We start from the raw sequence: 16,231 nt of genomic DNA on the forward strand, positions 1-16,231 counted from the left end.
TTGGCGAACCCCGCGTATTGATCTGCCTTTACGACAAGCCATTGTTACATGTTGACATTAAGTTTTTAACCCTTGATGAATTTGCTTCAAGAGTAGAAAACCCTATGCTATTAATCGACAGAGACAATCAATTACAGCAAGTTCTTGATCAAACTGAAGCTAAATTCCCTTCACCAGATTACCAATGGATTGAAGACCGCTTTTGGACCTGGATGCATTATGCCCTCTTAAAAATCGGCAGAGGTGAGTATCTGGAAGCGCTAGATTTCTTCGGCTTTTTAAGAATGATCGTGTTTGGCCCTCTACTGCACATCAAAAACAACAACCTACCACGAGGTGTGCGTAAAGTAGAATCGCAGCTTCCTGCCGAAGATTTTAGCTTACTTAAAGGTACTGTTGCCGAATACAATAAAACATCTTTAATTACTGCGTTAGAAAATGCGATAGTGCTTTATAAAAACCTGAGAATTGATCTGTTTGATAAAGACATTAAGTATAACCAAAAAGCAGAAGATGCTGCTAAAAGCTACTTAACAATAATCAAAAAGCGAACAGCTTAGATAAATTTTAGTATCAGCAATAAACAGTTATTTAAATTGAAAGATTTATCTTATTATTGAGCAAACTAACGGCCTCGATTTTATAGAAATGCAACGCGATTTAACTATAAAAAAACTAAACATACTGTTTATCCCATTCCTGCTAATTTCTATATCAATATGTGTAGGCTATACTTTTCTACATTGGCTACTCGTAATCAAACTAGAACTTTTCTCTCTCAATGATACTATAATTCAATTTGCAGGACCAGCTGTAGTATCGTTGCTTGTAACTTTGCTCTTTTTTAGACGAAGAATCCGTATTTTAAATCTAAAGTCGAATAGGGACAAGCTACCTGATTTTTATTTCATAATCATTTTAATTGCCTTATCTATTCCAAACATAATCGCACAAAATTACCTTCCAAAAGCTACAGGAAAACTCACCCAATTATTTAGCATAAATGAAATCGATCAGCACAAGCCATCGAAGTATTATACGCTGAAAAAATTTAGTGTCGACAAAATTAATATCGGCGTAAATACCTTTGTTGAAGTTGGTGGAAGAAACAATGAGAATTTCGGCATTTATGTTTTCGTTGTCCTCCCGATTATCGATACAGATGCAGAAAGCGACCGGTGTAAGGCATTCCTGGGCGTCAAATATTCTAAAAACATCAGCAACAGGCTCACGCCAAAAGAAAAACAAGAAAACTACGAAACATTACTATCCATCAGTCAATATGATGTGGCGCACAATAACTTCGACGAGTTCAGATATCTGGAGCAAATTGGAAACAATAGCGATAAAGATGGTTACAAAGATGCAATATTGCATTGTATTAAATATGACCGGAGTACTGCACCAATACTCATTGCCCAAAAAGAACCTTTTGAAGATCGATTGGGTAATGAATCAGACTGGATCTTTATATCTTTTGGTATTTCATCAGTTATTTGGCTGATCATGGTGCTGATACCCAAAATTGATCRCCCTGCCCTCAAAAAATTTGAAAGCGGGACACCCATAAAAAATGATGACTTAATTGAATTCCTACGTTTCTTAAAACCAAAAAATGGCTTTTATATAACGCCTATTCTAGTTTTCATAAACATTGCACTCTTTTTAACAATGATGTTTAGTGGTCTCGGTTTCATGAATTTTGCCGCKACCGACCTGTTAACCTGGGGTGCAGATTTTGGCCCATTTGTAAAAAACGGACAATGGTGGAGATTAACCACCAATACCTTCTTACATGGAGGCATCATCCATATAACTACAAATATGATTGGCCTTATTTTTTTTGGTCTTACACTCGAAATGCGCTTGGGCAAAATCAGATTTCTGCTTTCTTACTTATTCATCGGAATAACGGCCAGTTTAGTAAGCATATGGTGGAACCCATCAATAGTTAGTGTTGGCGCCTCTGGGGCAATTTTCGGTTTATCGGGGATATTCCTTGCCTTACTGGTTTCAAAATTTTACGACGAAAACTTCACCAAGTCCTTTTTAATCGGAACCTTGATTTTTATTGGATATAACCTGCTCTATGGTTTGACTGGTAATATTGATAATGCTGCCCACATCGGAGGACTTATTAGTGGTTTTATTTTAGGTTTGATATTTCGGTTTACACTCGAAAAACCTGCAACAAAAAAGCGGGTATATAAGAAAGAAATGACTGTCGAAACAAGTTTATAACTTGCACATGCTGGTCATGTTAGCCAACGAATCTCCATTCATCCATCTAACATTTAATCCACAACGTCATTGCAGATATTCCTTTTAAATGGATTCTAGAAATTACAGGGTTAATTAAAGAAAGGAAGAAGAAATAATTTCGTATAAAACAAAAAAAGAGGCTTAAGCCTCCTTCCATATCTTTTAAAACTGAACCCCGATCAGCCACATATTTTCAATGTAGTTAATCTTCTGACTGGCCTTATCGTACTCATCCCAGCCAGTGGTATGCACATTGGTTAAATTGGTAGCGCCGAACTTTGTGGTATTTTGTAGGTAAACGTTTTTCCAAACATAAAACTTAAGTCCAACTTTTGCAGAAACACCGTAACCCGAAATACTGAAGTGGTTATTTCTGCCCTGTCCGAACAAACGTACATCTGAACGCGGAACCATCATGCCACCACCTAAACCGGTTTCTAAGGTTAAGGAAGTATTGCCGCCCGGAGCCACCCAAATATCATCATAACGCTCAATTTCGATATTTGCGTAATTAAAACCATCAGTATGCTCGTAGGTTAACATGCTCTCTTTAACATTAATGCTTTGTCCGTTATAATCACCTGCCAAATTACCTGTAGGTGTATTGGTTGGAGAAATATTTGGCCCGATGTGACCAGTAATCGCTACTGTTTGTGGGATGTCCATTACATATTTCATGTGGTCCCAACCGATTGAGATACTGTAGTTATCTTTGATAAAATAACCCGCACGGATATTGTATTGCGGTACGGTGATAAGTCCAGGGTTTAAATAAGCCCAGCTCAATTTAGATTGTCTATCATGTGCAATTACATCTTTTAAAGTAAAATCGTAGTTCGGGCCTTGAAACCTGATATCACTTTTCCCATACCACGAGCTGTTGTATCCCCAGTGAAAAAAGAAATCACCTTTACGGGAAAAATTCCTTTTATGCTCAGGGTTGAATAAACTTTTAGAAGTAGGTGTATTACTGCTTGAAGAGGCTTTAATCTCTTGTGCTTGCATTCGCTTGCCAAACAAGAGTGCTAAAAATAGAATGGTAATTTTTTTCACGCGGCAAATTGAGCAAAAAGACCAGTCAATTACAACAGCTTTAACATTTTGTAAGAGTTGCTGTACAAAAAATGACTTTAAAACATTAAAACCTGGTGTAAACGGCCAACTGAATAATATTATTAACCGTATTGTTCGAAATGCCATTTGTAATTTGGTTCATATACCCAGCTTCCAGATCAAACTGCTTCGAAAAACGATAACCTGCAGCGAGATATAACCTGTTCTGGTCGAAAACACTATTGTTAATTTTATCCTTATTCTGAATATTCAAAAATACTTCGTTCTGCAAAGCCACAAATGGCCCTTTTGTAAACGTTGGTTGAGTTTTTTGCAGAGGCTGGATCAACCTCACGAAATAACGGAAACGTTGTGAAAAAACATCTCCATCCGGGCGGCCAATAAAGCGTTGCTCAAGCCTTAGCCTATGGCTGGCAAAGATCGATTTTAGCTTATGGCTAAAAATATATTGTTCAAAAATACGGTTCTCATGTAAAAATGAATTACCAGCTACTATCGATTGCGATTGTGTAGTTTGCCATAAATAGCCCAGGGCCACATTGTGCTGGTTATTAATGAAATATTGTAACGCCGGGCGCACGAGGGTATTTCTCAAATATCCCCAATCATCAGCCGAACGCAGTTGAACATCGAATTGAAGCCCCCATTTATCATTAAATTTGGTGTTATTTAAAAACATAAACCAACCTGAATTTTGATGTTGGGTTTGTGCATAAAGCTTTCCAGAAGCCATGATGATGAGCACCACGGCAGACAATACTATTTTTTTCATAAGAAGAGATAAACCGGTTTTATCTGTGTGCCGCTAAATTAAAAGAAAAACAGTAAAGTGAAAAAAGAGTTGTTAATTAGTTAGAAAGTCAGGCGTCGGAGGTCTAAAGTTCAAATCCAGAGTTTGAAGCCCATTATACAATTTACCAAAACTGTGGCTCTAGCTTTGTATGCTTAGCGCCCTTGTGGTTAAAATCAAAAAACACTGTGTTTCTCTGTGTATAGCTCAATGTCCTCTATGGTAAAAAACATAACCACCTTTGCGTTTCTTTGCGAAACACTTTGCGCGCTTTGCAGTTAAATACGCTCATTATTAAAATTTCATTTAACGTTAAGCGATTAAAAATTTATCTTCGTTAAAGATTTGGGCATTACGGTATTTTCAATACCCTTAAAAATTGCGCTTATTTTAACATTACAAAACGTAAAATAGAACAAAAATGATTATCGAACCTAGAATGAGGGGCTTTATTTGTTTAACCGCACACCCTGATGGTTGCGCACAAAACGTAAAGAATCAAATTGAATATGTAAAATCTAAAGGAGCTATAGATGGTCCTAAAAAAGTATTGGTAATTGGCGCATCAACCGGTTTCGGTTTAGCTTCGCGTATTGCTGCTGCTTATGGTTCTGACGCTTCTACAATTGGCGTATTTTTCGAAAAAGCACCTTCTGAAGGCAAAACTGCATCACCAGGCTGGTACAATAGTGCAGCTTTTGAAAAAGAAGCCCATGCTGCCGGTTTATATGCAAAAAGCATTAATGGCGATGCATTTTCTAAAGAAATTAAAGAAAAAACAATTGAACTGATCAAGGCTGATCTGGGTCAGGTTGATTTAGTCATTTATAGCCTGGCATCGCCAGTTAGGAAACATCCGGATACAGAAGTGCTTCACCGCTCTACCTTAAAGCCTATCGGTGGAACTTATACTAATAAAACCGTCGATTTCCACACTGGTAATGTGACCGAAATTTCTATCGAGCCCGCTACCGAAGAAGATATTGCCAATACCGTTGCTGTAATGGGTGGGGAAGATTGGGCCATGTGGATTGATGCCTTAAAAGCAGAAAACCTACTTGCCAATGGTGCAACAACAGTAGCTTATTCGTATATCGGCCCAGCTTTAACTGAGCCTGTATACCGCAAAGGAACTATTGGAAGGGCTAAAGATGATTTAGAAGCTACTGCTTTTAAAATTAGTGATAAATTAAAAGATATTGATGGAAAAGCTTATGTATCAGTTAATAAAGCATTGGTAACGCAGGCAAGCTCTGCTATTCCGGTGATCCCCTTATATATTTCATTGTTGTATAAAGTAATGAAAGCTGAAGGCATCCACGAGGGTACAATTGAGCAGATCCAACGTTTATATGCTGATCGCTTATATACCGGAAATCCTATCCCTGTTGATGAAAAAGGAAGAATCAGAATCGACGATTGGGAAATGCGTGAAGATATCCAGGCTAAAGTTGCAGAACTTTGGAAAGAAGCAACAACCGAAACTTTACCTGCAATAGGTGATTTACCAGGTTACAGATCTGATTTCTTAAGCTTATTCGGTTTCGAAATTGATAAAGTTGATTATCAAAAAGATGCCCAGGAAGTAGTAGAAATTGAAGGTTTGGTAAACTAACTACTTAGATTCGTCACCCTGAACTTGTTTCAGGGTCTCAAACAATAAATTATAAACGGCTGGCCCTATAGCCAGCCGTTTTTATACCCAACCTACATGAATTTCGATTTACACCCTACATTAGCAAACGATTTAATTAAAGTTGTTCCCCTAAAAGAAGAGGATTTTGAAGCCCTTTTTGCAGTAGCCTTTGATCTGGGAACAGCACCCTAATAAAGACCGCTATAAAAGAGAGGTTTTCGAAAATTTCTTTAAAGGCGCAATAGAATCGATGGGTGCTTTTATCGTTTATGAAAAAGAAACCAATAAAGTTGTGGGCAGTTCCAGATACTACGAATTGGATGAAACAGAACATTCTGTCGCCGTTGGCTATACTTTTATTGCCCGCGAGTTTTGGGGAAAGGGGCATAATAAGGCTTTAAAAACTTTAATGTTTGATTATGCTTTTCAATTTGTAGATAAAGTAATCTTACATATTGGTGCTACTAATTTCCGTTCACAAAAAGCGACAGAAAAATTAGGAGCCCTTAAAATCGCCGAATTAGAAGTAGCCTATTATGGTGAGCCCTTAAAATGGAATTTTGTTTATCAGATCGATAAAGATAAGTGGGTGAATAAACCATCTTAAAGCTTTAACCACTAATTTTTACAGAAAGAGTCTGCCACGGAAACACTGAAACCACGGAAAAGGTATAAACATTCAATCGTCCTCGTTTGTAACGAAGATGACCGAGATTTGCAACTGCAATGCATAAGCAGCTAATTAATAGCAGGTTTTAACCACTGATTTTCACAGATCAACACAGATACTATGTCCTCCTTATCCGTGTTCATCCACTTCATCTGTGGTAAAAAGAAAAGACAATTGCCTCAAAAGATACACAACGCTAAGGAATAGATCTTAATTCCGTGTAAATCTGTGCTTCCGTGGCAAATTCCTTTATACTATACATTCCCAAATGACAAGAGCATAACCGAATAAAATCGTGTTTATGCTTTAGTATTGTTATCTTTGTATAATTCTCCATTCCACTCACCTTTCAAAACAAAACAATTAAATAAAATATGGCTAAATCTCAGGCAACATACAGTAAAAAAGAGAACGAAAAAAAACGATTAAAAAAACAAAAAGACAAACAAGAGAAAAAAGAAGAGCGCCAGGCTAATGCAAAAAAAGGTTTAGCGCTTGAAGATATGATGGCTTATGTTGATGAAAACGGAAACATCTCTTCTACTCCACCAGATCCGAAGAAAAAGAAAGTAATTAATACAGAAGATATTCAGATCGGTATTTCAAGACAAGAGGACATCATCGATGAAAATCCTGTTAAAAAAGGAACAGTTACTTTCTTTAACGACAGTAAAGGTTACGGTTTTATTAAAAACACTGAAACACAAGACAGTATTTTTGTTCACGCAAACGGTTTAATCACCCAGATTAAAGAAGGTGATAAAGTTACGTTCGAAGTAGAAATGGGTCAAAAAGGACCAACTGCTGTTAAAGTATCAAAGGTTTAACAACCACAATTCAATTCTTTTTGCAATTCCTAATTGCAAAACATGATTAAAATTCTGCAGAAAACTCTGCTGCGCTAGGTTTTATAACCATTTATAATTCCGTCTATTTAAGCATAAAACCTTGCGCATAATTTTACTCTCTTTCTATTTATTTTAGAAAATCAGGTTTCAATGTGCATTGGCCAATTCGGTCCCGCCATCGCTATTTTCCTCATTTCGCTGCGCTTCATTCCGGGCTATCCGCTTTGTCGGGTTTAGGTGGCTAGAACAGTAGCTTTTTTTAATGGATAAGATACACGGATGAATATTTACATGATAAAAAGAACAATATTTTTCAGCTTAAAAATTACTGTAGTCGCAATTGCTTACCCTTGATAGATTTTTTCGATAGTAGCATAATCTTTTGTTAATAAACCCGATAACAACGGCAGCCCCCAATTTTTCTTCGGGGCTAAAGTGTATAGCGGGACAGGTTTTGCCCTGAAATACTGACGCTCATTTCCAAAAAAAAATAAAAAAATGATAATCTCGGTGTGGAATTTGTGCACGGTTTACATCATTACAGTACACACAAAGAAAAATATATATGAAAAAGTTAATAGCACTTGCACTGGTTGCATTTTTAGGATTATCATCAGCGATGGCTCAACAAGTAGATTTACGTAGAAAAATTAACGTTAGCGGAACCGCAGAAACAGAAGTAACACCAGATATTATTTATATCGGTATTTCACTTAAAGAATACTTAAACGGAAAGAAAAAAGTAGACATTACCGAGTTAGAGAAACAATTATTTGCAGCAGTACAAAAAGCAGGCATTGCAAAAGAAAATTTAACCATCAGCAATTTAAGCAGCTGGAACTATGCTACAGAAAAAAAGAAAAACCCTGATTTCTTAGCCAGCAAACAATACCGCTTAAAAGTTAGCGATCTGAACAAGTTTAATGCAATATTAGAGTCGATAGATGCCAAAGGAATCGCCAATACGAATATTGAAAGCTACGATTATTCTAAAATTGAAACCTTAAAAAAAGAGCTTAAAATTAAAGCTTTATTGGCAGCAAAAGAGAAAGCAGCTTATATGGTTGAGGCTTTAGGCGATAAATTAGGTGGTGTAATTGAGATACAAGATGGTGGAGACAATGTAATACAACCTGTTTATAGAAATTACGCGATGAAAGCTGAAATGGCTGATGCCGCTGGCGCTCCTGAAATTGATTTTAAAAAAATTAAGCTGAATTTCACAGTAAACGCCATTTTCGAGATCAAATAAGACTTTTAACCGTTAAATCAATGCTTTTTAAAACCTACCAGAACATTTTGGTAGGTTTTTTGTTACGTAGAGGTCGAACACTAAAAAATTAGATATTATGAAAAAATTCATCTACACGTTAGCCTTGGTTTTCTCTCTAGGCATTAGTTTTAATTCAGCTCAGGCAGCTGATAAACCTGCGAAAAACCCAACAGAATTAACTGCAGAACAAGCAGTGAAACTGGAAAGAATTAAAACCCGTGTTGAAGAGATCAGAGACATGGATAAATCGAACTTAACAAGAGCAGAACGTAAAGCTTTACGTAGCGAGTTAAGAGAATTAAAAGGTCAGGCCCGCGCAGTTTCTGGAGGTGTTTATCTTTCAGTTGGTGCAATCATTATCATCATTTTATTGTTGATCTTGATTTTATAATCAATACAGCATTACATCTATCTATATAAAAACAAAAAGCTTTGCATTACTGCAAAGCTTTTTTTATGCTCGTCTTGTGAAGTTTACTCAGTCTTGCGCGAAAGAGAACTTCGCAAGTCTCCGCGGCGGCCTAAGCAAAACTAACGAAGTTCACTGCGCACAAGCCCATTGAAACTTCATTAGTTTCCCTGACTAATCAATAATATCAAAACCGGTATATTTCACTAAAGCCTCCGGAATTTTAATTCCGTTTTCGGTTTGGTAGTTTTCTAAAATAGATGCCACAATACGTGGTAAAGCCAATGCGCTTCCGTTTAATGAGTGAGCCAGTTGTGCCTTTCCTTCTTTTCCTTTAAAGCGTAATTTTAAACGGTTACTTTGATAAGTTTCGAAATTTGATACAGAAGAAACTTCTAACCAGCGCTCCTGGGCGGCACTCCAAACCTCCATATCATAAGTCATGGCAGAAGTAAAGCCCATATCGCCACCGCATAAACGCAATACGCGGTAATGTAATCCCAGCTCCTTTAATAAAGACTGAACATATTGGCTCATATCTTCTAAGGTTTCGTAAGATTTATCAGGATGTGTAATCTGAACTACTTCAACCTTATCAAACTGATGTAAACGGTTTAAACCACGTACATGTGCACCATATGAGCCCGCTTCTCTACGGAAACAAGGCGTATAAGCGGTATTTTTAATTGGAAGATCTTCTTCCTTAACAATTACATCACGGTATAAATTGGTTACCGGAACTTCGGCTGTTGGAATTAAATATAAATCATCAACAGTTGAATGATACATCTGTCCTTCTTTATCCGGCAACTGTCCCGTACCAAAACCCGAGGCCGCATTAACCAAATGAGGTACCTGCATTTCTTTATAACCGGCTTCAGTAGCATGATCTAAAAAGAAATTAATCAAAGCACGTTGTAACTTTGCACCTTTTCCCTTATAAACCGGAAAACCAGCACCCGTAATTTTCACACCCAACTCGAAATCGATAATATCATATTTCGCAGCCAATTCCCAGTGTGGCAAAGCTTTACTTGGTAGCAGAGCCGGCGCTCCATGTGTTAGAACAACCTCGTTTTCTTCTGCCGTAGATCCTTGTTTTACCAAATGGTATRGTAAATTTGGCAACTGAACAATTAAATTATGCTGGGCAGCTTCCAGCTCATTTAACTTTTCAGTTAGCGCCTTAATATTTTCTTTTTTTTCAGTTGCTACAGCTGATAATGCTGCTGCTTCCTCACTTTTACCTTGTCTAAATAATTCACCAACTTGTTTTGAAGTAGAATTTACAAATGCAAGTTCGTTATCTAGTGAGACTTGTGTAGAACGGCGGTCTTCATCAATTTTAATGATTTCATCTACCAGTTCTGGTTGTTTAAAATTACGGATACTTAAACGTTCTAAAACTTTCTCTCTATTTTCGCGGATATAGTTAACTTGCAGCATTATTTAATTTTTTAAGCAAAGATAGCAAGAGTTTGGAGTTTGGGGTAAGGAGTTTGGAAAAAACTGTAAACCGTTAACTGTAAACTGCAAACTGAAATATGGATGGCAAACTATTTCTCGTACCAACGCCCATAGGCAATTTGGAGGATATGACCTTTAGGGCAATCCGTATATTAAAAGAATGTGATTTAATCCTGGCGGAAGATACCCGCACGAGTGCCCCGATGCTTAAACACTTTGGCATCGATAAAAGGGTCTTTTCTCACCACCAGCATAATGAACATAAGGCCACTTCAGAAATTATTAAGTTTTTAAATGAAGGGCAGAAAATTGCCTTAATATCAGATGCCGGAACGCCTGCCATTTCCGATCCGGGTTTTTTCCTGGTTCGCGAGGCCATTAAAAATGACATTGCAGTAGAGTGTTTACCTGGCGCAACAGCTTTTGTGCCCGCTTTGGTTAACTCAGGCCTACCTGCAGATGCATTTTGTTTTGAAGGTTTTTTGCCGGTTAAAAAAGGCAGACAAACAAAGTTCAAAAAATTGGCAGAAGAAGACCGCACCATTATACTTTATGAAAGCCCACACCGTTTATTAAAAACTTTAGAGGAATTTGCACAGTATTTGGGTGCCGATAGGCAAGCTTCGGTAAGTAGAGAACTCACCAAGATGTTCGAAGAAACTGTTCGTGGAACTTTAGTGGAAATAAAATCACATTTTGAAAACAATACTTTAAAAGGAGAATTTGTAATTTGCATAGCGGGGAAACCCAATATTAAAAGCAAAAACAAATATGAAGATGCAGAAGAATAGCATCAAAAACGGAACCAACACAACAATTTAAAAATATTATGATTAGCATAGATAGATTTCTGAGTGACGAACAAGACCCAAAAGCGGTTGAAAAAGTTATTGGAAAATTAAACGACCTTTTAACTACGGGCGAAGAACTTTTATATTTAGCTGTACAGAAAAAACCAGCGGTAAACTTGTTACCAGATAGTATTGCAATTTCGAACAAGCGTATTTTTTATTGCGAGCCAGGTAATTTAGGCTTAACCATGAACTTTAAAGATATTTCATGGAAAAGCATTAAAGAGGTTTCGTTTAAGGAAGAGTTTTTTGGTTCTAAATTTATCTGTGTACCACAACATGGCGAAAACATCGTAACCGAATTTATTCCAAAAGTACAGGCGCGTAAATTACATCAGGCTGCGAACCAGCAATTGGATGAGTATAAGGAAATGCTCCGTCAGCAAAAACTGGAAGAAAACCGTGCAACTGCCTCTCCCATCAATCTAAATGCTCAGCCTCTTGCCGAAATCCCTGCTTACGAACCAACTCCTGAGCCAGTACAACCCGTTATTCAGATCGCTGAAGTTGTAGAAGAGCCAGAAGATGAAACCACATTAAAATTACGCAAGCTTAAAACTTTGTACGATAAACACCTGATTACCCAGGAAGAATACGAAGCTAAAAAAGCAAATATTTTAGATAGTTTGTAAAACTAAATCCCCTCGAATTGTCACGTTGAGCCTGTCGAAATGCCAAATAATTAATTAGTCCTTCGACAGGCTCAGGATGACAATATTGCGCCAGCACTTAAAATGAACAAGAAAAAAACTTACCTCCTCGCCCTCTTAAGTGCATTTTTGCTTTGGCTAGCCTGGCCACCAATGCCTTTTACCACACCTTTGTTGTTGATCGGCCTGGTGCCTTTGTTCATTGCGCTCAATTCCATTTCAGGCAATGCTGAAAAAAAGCAGGGAAAAAGAATTTTCTTGACTGCAGGTTTAACTTTTCTAGTTTGGAATACAGCATCAATTTATTGGGTGTACAATGCGATAAGTGCGTATAATGGTCCGGCAGTAGCCCTCCCCGTTTCTTTAATTCCTTATGGATTAGGTGCGCTTTTAATGACTTTTGCTTTTTGGTTATACTATCGATTGGGCAAATATGTAAATAAAAAGATCGCGTACCTTGGGTTAATTGCCTTTTATATCGCTTTAGAATATTTGCAGCAAACCTGGGATTTAGCTTTCCCTTGGATGACTTTAGGTAATGGTTTAGCAGGAATGCATCAGCTGGCGCAATGGTATGATTATACTGGTGTTTACGGAGGTTCACTGTGGATTTTAGTGAGCAATATCCTGGCTTTTGAAGCTTACAAGAAATTTAAATCACAAACAGGTTATTTAAGGTTTAGAACCGCAGGAATCTGGGCTTTGGTGGTAATTATTCCCATCAGCATTTCATTAGCCAAATACTTTACAGCAGAACAAAAAGGAACGCCAAGCAATGTAGTGGTGGTTCAGCCCAATATAGATCCTTATCAAAAGCTGGAGAATATCCCACCTTTGGAGCAGGTTAAAATCTTAACACATTTATCCGATTCGATCGGGCAAACCAACACCGAATATTTTATCTGGCCGGAAACGGCTATACCAAGTTACGACAACGAAGATCGGATCCGCGAAACGACAACCTTTAGTACCCTACAAAACTTCATCAGTAAATATAAAAACGGCACACTGATCACCGGAATAGAAAGCATTAAAATCTATCCCGACAAAAAAACACTTTCTGCACAGTACGACCAGCAGGCAAACCTTTATGTTGATCATTTCAATACGGCCATGCAGATTGAAAATTCTGCCGATGTTCGCTTTTACCATAAATCCAAGCTGGTACCTGGGGTAGAAAAAATGCCGTTCCCGAAAGTATTTTCCTTTTTAGATGGGGTTTTCGCACAACTTGGCGGAGCTGTTGGTGGATGGGGCTGGCAAGAAAAACCTGATGTGCTTTATGCACAAAGTGGAATCGGAGTTGCACCGGTAATCTGCTACGAAAGTCTTTGGGGCGATTGGATTGGCCAATCGGTTAAAGATGGTGCTCAATTTATTGCAGTGATAACCAACGATGCCTGGTGGGGAAATACTTCCGGCAAAGATCAACACGAAATGTACGCCAAACTGAGAGCAATTGAAACCCATCGTGATGTTGCACGTTCTGCAAATACTGGAATCTCCTGTTTCATTAATCAACGTGGCGATATTACACAAAGCACTGAATGGTGGACAAGGACAGCAATAAAGGCCAACATCAACCTAAACGACGAGATTACCTTTTATGTGAAAAGCGGTGATATTATTGCAAAAATATTGAGTGCTTTAGCCGTTGTCTTAGCCTTGATTATTCCTTATAGAAAATGGGTAAAGAAATAAAATCCCATTAGTAAATTTCTAATTATAAAAACATGCAACAGTTTAAAAGCCTTAGGTGGTCTGTTTTATTATTACTGCTCACATTAAATTTTGGCTGCGATCAGATTTCTAAAAAAATTGTGCGTAACGAGATTAGCGATTACGAACATATCAGCATTATAAAAGACCGTTTTACTTTAACCAAAGTAGAAAACAGTGGTGCATTTTTAAGTCTTGGCGATAACATGCCCTATATTTTCAGACTCATTATTTTAACAGGCTTGCCATTACTATTTTTGGGCTACGGCTTATATTTCCTCTTTGCCAAACGCAATTTACCAATGAGTATGCAAATTGCTTTGTGTTTTCTGATTGGCGGGGGGATCGGCAACCTATATGATCGGATTGTACACGGATCGGTTACCGATTTTATGCATATGGATTTTTACCTCTTCCAAACAGGTGTTTTCAATTTTGCAGATATTTCGATCATGATTGGTGTAGGTATATTGCTTTTCCAGTCGATTAGAAGTAATAGATTAAAACACGAGGTGAATTAGGATAGTAGGTAAGATTTAGTAATACTAATTAAGAATACAAAAAAAATATACATTAAAAATACATGTTTGTATTTTTTGTGTTATATTTATTCATGTAATACTCAATTGCAGCATATTACGATCTAAACCAAAAACCTAAACTATGAAACACCTATTAACAAAAACTATGCTGATTGCATTGCTCTCAGTAATGGTAATCTCATGCTCGAAGAAAAATGAGATACCAACAGATCAGGAAAACGAAACTGTTCAAAACCAAAAAGTTCTTGCTTACATCAAAAATCTTGGATTTACAGATGCACAGATTGTAGAAAGTGGTGGTAATTATGTTGTAGACGGAGATATCGTATTTAGCAAAAACATGGAAGTTTCTGCCGATAATGGAAAACCGATAACAGAGCAATATTACAATGGAAATATTGTAACCAATAGCAGTAATATCCGTGTTAAAATCGATCCTTCTATAAACGGGATGATCAGCGAAATCAATTCTGCAATCAACCAATGGAATACGGTGCCTAATTCTAAAATCAAATTTGTAATTACAACAGGTACTATCTATGATATTCTAATTAAGGTAGACAATACCATTGGAAGTTCTACCTGTGGACAAGCTTATTTATCAACCTCTAACGGTAAAGCTGGCAATACAGTTTGGATTAACCAGAACCTGATCCAAAACAATTCTTTTGCACAGCGACAAAGAACCATAACACATGAATTTGGGCATACCATTTCATTTAAACACACCAACCAATCTACAACCATTAATGTTCCAGGGGTTGGGGGAACCGATGCATTATCTTTAATGAACGGAGGACAATGTGGAAGCGGCGCAACTGTTTTATCAGCAAAGGATAAACAGGCTACCGCAGTATTGTACCCTTTATAATTAAAAATCAGATAAATAACCTAAAAAGATCGTAATGCAATGGAAGCTGTTTCTCTGAAGCAGCTTCTTTTTTTGAAACAATATTTGCAAATGATTTTAATCCAGGAATTTCTTAACAAAGAATTGCCACCTTTAAACAAACATATTTTTATCTTTAGGTGTTAAACAATCTAAAAATAAAATCCAATCATGAAAAGAAATGCAACAGCCGTATGGCAAGGTTCTATTAAAGAAGGTAATGGTAACATCACTACACAAAGTACCACTTTAAATAATACTCAATATTCTTTTAACTCTCGCTTTGCTGAAGGTGTTGGCACAAATCCAGAAGAATTAATTGCTGCTGCACACGCAGGCTGTTTTACCATGAAATTATCTGCTAACCTAACTGAAGCAGGATTTACAGCAGATAAATTGGAAACCAAGTGTGAAATTAACCTTGATCCATCAAAAGGTGAAATTGTTGAATCGCATTTAACTTTAACCGCTTCTGTGCCTAATTTAACACAGGAAAAATTTGATGAATTGGTAGCAGATGCAGAAAAAAACTGCCCGATCTCTAAATTATTAAACACAACGATTACCGTTGATGCTACTTTAGCGTAGCCTATTTATCATGCTGAGGCACGAAGCATCATGAGTGTAAAAAATGGTTCACTTCGTACCTCAGCATAACTACTTATTTTTGGGTTACTGCAATATTAAATTAATTGTATAACTTAGCCTTACAAGCTAAGTTAACATGAAAAAATCTCTCCTATTCTTAAGCACTGCTTTATTCTTAAGCAGCTGTATCAACTTCAGTAGCAAAACTGAAAGAATCTCCGATACAAGTGATAAAAACGGAAATACTAAAATTAATGATATAGATTTTAGTAAACCAGTTTCTGAAGAAGATCTGGTTACAATCGCTAATGAGACCAAAATCAATAAAGTCAAAAAATTAGCGATCAATTCGCTTAAAGATGAAGCTAATTTATTTCATATTGCCAGTTTTGACGATGATGTAGCGGTAAGAAAAATTGCAGTTGTCAGGTTGACCAATCAAGCTAATTTATTTCACATTGCCAGTTTTGATGATGATGCAGAAGTAAGAAAAATTGCTGCTGCGAAAATGGAAAATCAGGCAAACCTATTTCATATCGCCAGTTTTGACGATGATGTTGCGG

17 protein-coding genes are annotated in these 16,231 nt (G+C 37.1%); 14 read left to right on the top strand and 3 right to left on the bottom strand.

Translation table 11 applies throughout. The features are described 5' to 3' along the window. Together AC1DPQ_RS02880 and AC1DPQ_RS02885 are read left to right on the top strand one after the other, a co-directional pair. On the top strand, positions 1-560 hold a 560-nt coding region (locus AC1DPQ_RS02880; RefSeq protein WP_477607855.1), incomplete at its 5' end, for a hypothetical protein. Positions 561-648: 88 nt separating this feature from the next. Next, on the top strand, positions 649-2,241 hold the full coding sequence (locus tag AC1DPQ_RS02885; RefSeq protein WP_477607857.1) for a rhomboid family intramembrane serine protease: 1,593 nt from the start codon (positions 649-651) through the stop codon (positions 2,239-2,241). Between the two features lie 183 nt (positions 2,242-2,424). On the opposite strand, the gene AC1DPQ_RS02890 is transcribed toward AC1DPQ_RS02885, so the two are convergent. Both AC1DPQ_RS02890 and AC1DPQ_RS02895 read right to left on the bottom strand, forming a co-directional pair. Next, on the bottom strand, positions 2,425-3,315 hold the full coding sequence (locus AC1DPQ_RS02890; RefSeq protein WP_477583005.1) for a hypothetical protein: 891 nt from the start codon (positions 3,313-3,315) through the stop codon (positions 2,425-2,427). A gap of 85 nt (positions 3,316-3,400) precedes the next feature. Continuing rightward, positions 3,401-4,108, bottom strand: a complete 708-nt coding sequence (locus tag AC1DPQ_RS02895) for a DUF2490 domain-containing protein (protein ID WP_477583007.1) — start codon at positions 4,106-4,108, stop codon at positions 3,401-3,403. A 439-nt stretch (positions 4,109-4,547) separates the two neighbouring features. On the opposite strand from AC1DPQ_RS02895, the gene fabV reads away from it, so the two are divergent. The 5 genes from fabV (at position 4,548) to AC1DPQ_RS02920 (ending at position 8,944) form a co-directional block, all read left to right on the top strand. Further along, a complete protein-coding gene (fabV, locus tag AC1DPQ_RS02900; protein ID WP_477583009.1) occupies positions 4,548-5,741 on the top strand; it encodes an enoyl-ACP reductase FabV in 1,194 nt (397 codons plus the stop codon). Between the two features lie 190 nt (positions 5,742-5,931). Further along, on the top strand, positions 5,932-6,369 hold the full coding sequence (locus AC1DPQ_RS02905) for a GNAT family N-acetyltransferase (protein WP_477583011.1): 438 nt from the start codon (positions 5,932-5,934) through the stop codon (positions 6,367-6,369). Positions 6,370-6,806: 437 nt separating this feature from the next. Then, positions 6,807-7,259 carry a cold-shock protein gene (locus AC1DPQ_RS02910; protein WP_029277369.1) on the top strand — a complete coding sequence of 151 codons (453 nt, stop codon included), beginning with the start codon at positions 6,807-6,809 and terminating at the stop codon, positions 7,257-7,259. 586 nt (positions 7,260-7,845) lie between these two features. Further along, positions 7,846-8,532, top strand: coding sequence for an SIMPL domain-containing protein (locus AC1DPQ_RS02915; RefSeq protein WP_477607859.1), 687 nt, complete (start codon positions 7,846-7,848; stop codon positions 8,530-8,532). A gap of 97 nt (positions 8,533-8,629) precedes the next feature. Beyond that, complete coding sequence (locus tag AC1DPQ_RS02920; protein WP_029277363.1) at positions 8,630-8,944, top strand: seryl-tRNA synthetase; 315 nt, start codon at positions 8,630-8,632, stop codon at positions 8,942-8,944. A 192-nt stretch (positions 8,945-9,136) separates the two neighbouring features. On the opposite strand, the gene serS is transcribed toward AC1DPQ_RS02920, so the two are convergent. Beyond that, complete coding sequence (serS, locus tag AC1DPQ_RS02925) at positions 9,137-10,408, bottom strand: serine--tRNA ligase (protein WP_477607861.1); 1,272 nt, start codon at positions 10,406-10,408, stop codon at positions 9,137-9,139. Positions 10,409-10,506: 98 nt separating this feature from the next. On the opposite strand from serS, the gene rsmI reads away from it, so the two are divergent. The 7 genes from rsmI to AC1DPQ_RS02960 form a co-directional block, all read left to right on the top strand. Beyond that, positions 10,507-11,220, top strand: coding sequence for a 16S rRNA (cytidine(1402)-2'-O)-methyltransferase (rsmI, locus tag AC1DPQ_RS02930; RefSeq protein WP_029277358.1), 714 nt, complete (start codon positions 10,507-10,509; stop codon positions 11,218-11,220). Positions 11,221-11,258: 38 nt separating this feature from the next. Then, positions 11,259-11,912, top strand: coding sequence for a PH domain-containing protein (locus tag AC1DPQ_RS02935; RefSeq protein WP_477607863.1), 654 nt, complete (start codon positions 11,259-11,261; stop codon positions 11,910-11,912). A gap of 102 nt (positions 11,913-12,014) precedes the next feature. Continuing rightward, positions 12,015-13,631 carry an apolipoprotein N-acyltransferase gene (gene lnt, locus AC1DPQ_RS02940; protein WP_477585677.1) on the top strand — a complete coding sequence of 539 codons (1,617 nt, stop codon included), beginning with the start codon at positions 12,015-12,017 and terminating at the stop codon, positions 13,629-13,631. A gap of 32 nt (positions 13,632-13,663) precedes the next feature. Then, the gene (gene lspA, locus AC1DPQ_RS02945) at positions 13,664-14,170 is read left to right on the top strand and encodes a signal peptidase II (RefSeq protein WP_477607865.1); all 507 of its coding nucleotides are present in this window, start codon (positions 13,664-13,666) and stop codon (positions 14,168-14,170) included. Positions 14,171-14,312: 142 nt separating this feature from the next. Further along, a complete protein-coding gene (locus AC1DPQ_RS02950) occupies positions 14,313-15,062 on the top strand; it encodes a M57 family metalloprotease (protein WP_477580217.1) in 750 nt (249 codons plus the stop codon). A 189-nt stretch (positions 15,063-15,251) separates the two neighbouring features. Next, complete coding sequence (locus AC1DPQ_RS02955; protein ID WP_086548955.1) at positions 15,252-15,668, top strand: OsmC family protein; 417 nt, start codon at positions 15,252-15,254, stop codon at positions 15,666-15,668. Between the two features lie 136 nt (positions 15,669-15,804). Then, a partial coding sequence (locus tag AC1DPQ_RS02960; protein WP_477607867.1) for a hypothetical protein occupies positions 15,805-16,231 on the top strand: 427 nt, incomplete at its 3' end.

Source organism: Pedobacter sp. 01T416_2 (assembly GCF_056398925.1).

Coding starts and splice junctions, on each gene's coding strand:
- AC1DPQ_RS02895 (WP_477583007.1), bottom strand. CDS start 4,108: ATGAAAAAAATAGTATTGTCTGCCGTGGTGCTCATCATCATGGCTTCT.
- fabV (WP_477583009.1), top strand. CDS start 4,548: ATGATTATCGAACCTAGAATGAGGGGCTTTATTTGTTTAACCGCACAC.
- AC1DPQ_RS02910 (WP_029277369.1), top strand. CDS start 6,807: ATGGCTAAATCTCAGGCAACATACAGTAAAAAAGAGAACGAAAAAAAA.
- AC1DPQ_RS02915 (WP_477607859.1), top strand. CDS start 7,846: ATGAAAAAGTTAATAGCACTTGCACTGGTTGCATTTTTAGGATTATCA.
- AC1DPQ_RS02920 (WP_029277363.1), top strand. CDS start 8,630: ATGAAAAAATTCATCTACACGTTAGCCTTGGTTTTCTCTCTAGGCATT.
- rsmI (WP_029277358.1), top strand. CDS start 10,507: ATGGATGGCAAACTATTTCTCGTACCAACGCCCATAGGCAATTTGGAG.
- AC1DPQ_RS02935 (WP_477607863.1), top strand. CDS start 11,259: ATGATTAGCATAGATAGATTTCTGAGTGACGAACAAGACCCAAAAGCG.
- lnt (WP_477585677.1), top strand. CDS start 12,015: ATGAACAAGAAAAAAACTTACCTCCTCGCCCTCTTAAGTGCATTTTTG.
- lspA (WP_477607865.1), top strand. CDS start 13,664: ATGCAACAGTTTAAAAGCCTTAGGTGGTCTGTTTTATTATTACTGCTC.
- AC1DPQ_RS02950 (WP_477580217.1), top strand. CDS start 14,313: ATGAAACACCTATTAACAAAAACTATGCTGATTGCATTGCTCTCAGTA.
- AC1DPQ_RS02955 (WP_086548955.1), top strand. CDS start 15,252: ATGAAAAGAAATGCAACAGCCGTATGGCAAGGTTCTATTAAAGAAGGT.